Genomic DNA, 3,757 nt, shown 5'->3' with positions numbered 1-3,757 from the left:
CCCGACACCATCACCAACCGCGACACCATCACCAACCGCGACACCATCACCAACCCCGACACCATCACCCTAAACATTAGGTGTTCTGATTTGGTTCTTCCATTGGTCTACCTTTAGGTGTTGGTAGAAGTGGACGACGGTCATCATAAGGCATGGGAATGTACTGAACAGTAGGTCTTCCACCTTGTGGTTGTGGATACAAATCCATTAGTTCATATATGGAACGGGGCAGCCCTACATTTACGGGCAGCCCTATTTCTGTAGCTTCCTCAACGGTGATGGGGTAGTCGTGGGTAACGCGTCCAGTGGTTAAGGCTTCAATTATTGGTTCGATATCTTCAGGCTTAACTTTTTGTCTGGGTATATTATCTTTAAGCAGAGTCCGTACAAAGCGTTGTACCTGTTGAATAGCTTTACCTGCTAGGTCTGCCATAATTAGTGTTTGGTCGTCAATCTCACTGATGGGTTTATCTTCAACGACTTTGAGAATACTGGCTGCTGGGTAGTTGCCAAGTTGGGGATCAACAGGCCCTAAAACAGCGTTGGCATCCATGACAATTTCATCGGCGGCGAGAGCGAGCATTGTACCGCCACTCATGGCATAGTGAGGTACAAACACACTGACTTTTGATGGATGACGAATTAATGCTCTAGCGATTTGTTCGGTAGCCAATACTAAACCGCCAGGAGTGTGTAGAATTAAGTCTATGGGAACATCAGGGGGCGTGAGGCGAATTGCCCTCAGTATTTGTTCTGAGTCTTCAATGGTGATGTAACGGGAAATGGGAATACCTAGCAAACTGATGGACTCTTGGCGGTGTATTAATAAAATGACACGGCTGTTGCGTTGTTGTTGAAATTCGTGCAAAGCGCGAAAGCGTCGATATTCCATTTGGCGTTTCTGCCAGATGGGTTGTAAGGAAGAAAGAAGCAGGAAAATCCAGAATAAATCGCCAATACCGAAGCCCATAGGTTAGTTCAAAATTAAATGATGTAGTTATAATTTTGACAAGTTTTGAGCGATCGCATTTCTATCTACGGGTTAATCTCACATTAAACCAACTCATCAGGATTCACCCCTAGTTGTCGCAGACGTTCCGCCAGTTGTTCGGCTTTTCTTTTGGCTTGTTCAGCAATTATTGCTCGTTCGGTAGCTGCAACAACTTCCTCGGTAGGCTCAGGAATTAATTCCCCGGTTAATGTGAACCAACGTAACTACAACCTATTAATATCTTGAAAAGCTCCTTGCCATATACCTAAACTTAAACCTAACTCTGGCATGAGTACGCATCCGAAACACTACGTTTGATTTTCTGTCTCTCCAGATGTACGAAGTTTTTTCAGAAATCAAATAATAGTCCTATATTACCTGTCTCCTTGTGTCAAACTAAATGTGACTATAAGCTAACGCGTGTTCAATTTTGAGCGTTAAAAGATTCAAATTTATAGGTTTAACTAAATAATCACGCGCACCCAAATCCATTGCCCTTTGTTGATCAACTTTAAAAGCCAATGCTGAAACTACAATCACAGGTATCTTAGAGAAATCTGGTTGTTGCTGCATTTGTTGCAGTAAATAATATCCATCTATATCTGGCAATTTTAAATCCAATAAAATTAAATCAGGCTGAAATATATTTATAGTCAGAAAAAAATTTGCCCCATTAGATAAACTGGTCACATTATATCCGGAGTATTTCAAATAATCACTGAGCAACATTCTATTAATATAGTCATCTTCAACAATTAAAATTTGACTTAATTGATGTGAATAAAAATTCTGCTTTTTTGCCAATAAATTAGATACCATTTCCCATATTTTTTAATATTAATAACAACTATACTAGTCAATTGAATGCTGAAATAAAAATTTAAACCAGTGAACTGTTACATTAGCATAAATTTATAGATCATGATAATCAAGAGATAAATTAACTGAAACTATTACAGCATGGCGTAAATATAGTCAGCAATATAAACAAGCTAAAAGCTTATTTTAGAAGGTTTTTAACTTTTGAAGTGTGCCTTGAGGTACTAGCTCTTGTCTATTGCTTAATAATATTATCTTAAGATATACAAATAAACCAACTTTAGTATTTATTTTCTGAAAATTAAGGCAATTAATCAGAGTACATATACTCAAATAAATGAGTATATGTAACTATTCTTGACATTTTAAATGAATAAGATTAGGAATAAGTAAAAAAAAGGAGCTAAAAGCCCCATAAATCTCATTTATTATTTAATTTCAGAATTTTAGGCTCAACCAGATACTTTTTTTAACTTGCTTTGTGTAGCAAAAATGCCAGCCACACCTAAAAGACCAAGCAATATTGAAGGTTCTGGAACTGATTGTCTAGATGACTTGATTGGAATTAAACCTTGGAAACTAACTTCATAGCTACCACTGTGGGATTTAGCATCACTTAGTTCAGTTAAATTAGAATTGGTTGCGGTGAAACTGAAAAGATAATCAGTCTCACCATTATAGGTGTATTTAACAACTTCACTGGCTTTTATGTCTTTACCCAACAATAGGGGTTTTAGACTATCAGGTAGAACTGATAGTAAAAGATTGGTAGCGTTCAAGTGACCTGCTAATCCAATGCTAATTAAACCACTCGTATCATCTTGGTTAACATAGGATATGTTGGGATCACTGAATCTTTGAAAGCCTCCATTAACAACAAAGCTATTAAATAAGTTAGTACCGATATTTGTCCCAACTATACTACTCAACCCATTTGCAATTAAAGCCTGATTAAACCAGTACCGGCCAAAAGTTGTTGTTCCATAAGCACTAGTCCAATCAGAAGCTACTAAACTGCTGAGTGTTAGGGTTTCACCGCCGATTGTCCCGGATAAAGTGGTATTCTTAGTGAAATCGAAACCTGATGTTTCACTGCTAGCTCTTAACTCTACGTTACCAGTAGGGCTAGTAGCATTTCCATCTAATACCTTTTGTAAATTGGCTGTAGTATTGGGGACAATGTAAGTATTTGTAGCGTTGGAATCATAGATTAAGTAATCATTTGCTGCTGTACCACCAATGGTAGCACCAGATAAGCTACCAGCTTGGGCTGGAGAAGTAGCGATCGCACCTACACCCATAGCGATGGAAGCACCTAGCAAAAATGTTTGTAAAGTCTTATTCATTGATCAAATATCTCTCTATTTAACTGTAATTTTTTGTACTTTTGCTGTTTTACAGATGCAGGAAAATGCGATCAGTATTTAGCTATATTTAGTAACTTGCGAGACAATACTAGTTTAGGCAATTACCAAGCCAGATTGGGTAAAGTTCCCTGGTATTATTGATAAATTAATGATAAATATTTTTGGGTTTGTTCTAGTAATTTTACTTAAAATAGTTATTTTTCTGTATTAATAAAATTACTTTAAGCTTTTATGTTCCGACACTAACTTAGTAAACTCTTTCAAACTCTTGTTATATCTTTCCCCAGCTACCCAGAGAAAATCATTATGATTTGCGTCTTCTACCCATAAAGACAGTTTTGGCGACGGCGCAGCAGCATACAAATTTTCTGCATGAGTAAAAGGAATAATCTCATCAGCCTTACCGTGCATAATCAATACTGGACATTTCACATTTTTAATTTTTTGTAGATTAGTAAACTTATCAAACGGCAAAATTTGAAATGGGACTATTACTCGAAATGCAGATATAAAGCTACTTTCGATAATTAGGGCTTGCTGAAAAAGTCATTCCAAGGCAAGAGAAAAATTGACTCCGTAG

The 3,757-nt window shown here is 37.1% G+C and carries 4 protein-coding genes and 1 pseudogene; all 5 read right to left on the bottom strand.

Annotation, left to right across the window (positions count from 1 at the left end):
* Positions 1–76 precede the first annotated feature (76 nt).
* The 5 genes and pseudogenes from ACM0OR_RS27905 to ACM0OR_RS27885 all read right to left on the bottom strand — a co-directional run bounded on the left by ACM0OR_RS27905 (position 77) and on the right by ACM0OR_RS27885 (position 3,609).
* The gene (locus tag ACM0OR_RS27905) at positions 77–970 is read right to left on the bottom strand and encodes an SDH family Clp fold serine proteinase (RefSeq protein WP_414579654.1); all 894 of its coding nucleotides are present in this window, start codon (positions 968–970) and stop codon (positions 77–79) included.
* A gap of 83 nt (positions 971–1,053) precedes the next feature.
* Positions 1,054–1,293, bottom strand: a pseudogene (locus ACM0OR_RS27900) (Uma2 family endonuclease); the annotation flags it as partial.
* 94 nt (positions 1,294–1,387) lie between these two features.
* Positions 1,388–1,810: a response regulator gene (locus tag ACM0OR_RS27895; RefSeq protein ID WP_414579652.1), complete on the bottom strand. Its 423-nt coding sequence runs from the start codon at positions 1,808–1,810 to the stop codon at positions 1,388–1,390.
* Between the two features lie 452 nt (positions 1,811–2,262).
* Positions 2,263–3,156, bottom strand: a complete 894-nt coding sequence (locus ACM0OR_RS27890; RefSeq protein ID WP_414579651.1) for an NF038130 family PEP-CTERM protein — start codon at positions 3,154–3,156, stop codon at positions 2,263–2,265.
* Between the two features lie 237 nt (positions 3,157–3,393).
* The gene (locus tag ACM0OR_RS27885; RefSeq protein ID WP_414579650.1) at positions 3,394–3,609 is read right to left on the bottom strand and encodes an alpha/beta hydrolase; all 216 of its coding nucleotides are present in this window, start codon (positions 3,607–3,609) and stop codon (positions 3,394–3,396) included.
* Between the last annotated feature and the right edge of the window lie 148 nt (positions 3,610–3,757).

The sequence above is a fragment of the Anabaena sp. CCY 9402-a genome (assembly GCF_963920945.1).
GTDB lineage: Bacteria > Cyanobacteriota > Cyanobacteriia > Cyanobacteriales > Nostocaceae > Trichormus > Trichormus minutissimus.
This window is presented reverse-complemented; position numbering and strand designations above follow the sequence as displayed.

Excerpts from the sequence above, each read along its gene's own strand:
- ACM0OR_RS27905 (WP_414579654.1), bottom strand. The coding sequence starts at position 970 with ATGGGCTTCGGTATTGGCGATTTATTCTGGATTTTCCTGCTTCTTTCT.
- ACM0OR_RS27895 (WP_414579652.1), bottom strand. The coding sequence starts at position 1,810 with ATGGTATCTAATTTATTGGCAAAAAAGCAGAATTTTTATTCACATCAA.
- ACM0OR_RS27890 (WP_414579651.1), bottom strand. The coding sequence starts at position 3,156 with ATGAATAAGACTTTACAAACATTTTTGCTAGGTGCTTCCATCGCTATG.